This window comes from Thiohalorhabdus sp. Cl-TMA, assembly GCF_041821045.1.
GTDB classification, from domain to species: Bacteria; Pseudomonadota; Gammaproteobacteria; order Thiohalorhabdales; family Thiohalorhabdaceae; genus Thiohalorhabdus; species Thiohalorhabdus methylotropha.
Genome location: NZ_JBGUAW010000040.1, coordinates 1 through 1,017, shown reverse-complemented (window position 1 = coordinate 1,017; position 1,017 = coordinate 1). Strand labels below are relative to the sequence as shown.

1 protein-coding gene is annotated in these 1,017 nt (G+C 72.1%); it reads right to left on the bottom strand.

All coding sequences use genetic code 11. From position 1 onward, the window contains the following. The coding region (locus ACERLL_RS17770) for a caspase family protein (RefSeq protein ID WP_373657434.1) at positions 1-1,017 on the bottom strand (1,017 nt) is incomplete at both ends.

Below are 1,017 nucleotides of genomic sequence, written 5' to 3'. Positions count from 1 at the left end.
GGCGAAGGCGCCGCTCTGGCAGGTGTCCAGCAGCACCAGCGCCTTGCCCGCCGGCACCCGCGCCAGGCTCTCCTGGAAGAAGCCCTTGGACAGGCCCTGCTCGGCCACGGCCGATTGGGAGGTGTAGCGGAAGTCCGCCGGCAGGAAGTAGTAGTCGCCGTCCTGGCGGTTGGTGACGCCGTGGCCGGCGAGGAAGAACACGAACACGTCCTCGGGGTTTACCTGCGCGCCCACCTCGTCGAAGGTCTCGGCGATGCCGGCGCGGTCCACGGCGGCGTCGAACAGGGTGTGGACGTGGATGTCCCGGAAGAGCCCCTGCCCCCGGGCCCGGAGCTGCTCGATCAGGGCCCGGGCGTCGCCGGTGGCGTGCTCCAGGCGCAAGTCGCCGTCGCGGTACTTATTTACTGCCACCGCCAGGATGTGCAGGTCCGGCTCCTGCTGCGCCCCTTGCCAGTCCACGGTGATGCCGGCCCGCTCGGAGGTGACCCCGCCGGCCTCGGTGGCCGCCGCCAGCTCGATGCGGTTGGCACCGGGCTGCAGGGAGATGGGGCGCTCCCGGGTGTAGCAGGCCCCCTGCTCCGGACCTTCCGCCTTGACCCGCTTCAGCGCGCGGGTCCCCTCGGTGACGCCCACCGCCCGGCCGTTCAGGTACAGCACGGTGCGGCCGATGCCGCCGCCCCGGTCGCAGACCTCGTAGCGCAGGGTGACGTCCCGGGCGTCCCCTTGCCCGGACTCGGGGGCCAGGATCGCCACCTCCGGCGGCAGCCCGCCGCTGAGCAGCGCGGCCACGTCGATGCGCTCCGCCTGGGCGCTGATGTCCTGGCCCGCCAGCTTCTTGGCCACCAGGTCCGGGCGGTAGAAGGCGTCGTAGAGCTGATCCACCCCCACGAAGTCCGCCGCCTTATCCGGGCCGCGGTTCAGGTGGTAGCCGATGTACTGGGCGCCGTGCTCGCTGGCGTCGAAAAACCCCTCCGGCGTCCAGGCCACCCACTCGCCGTCCCGGGTCGGGAAGATGGT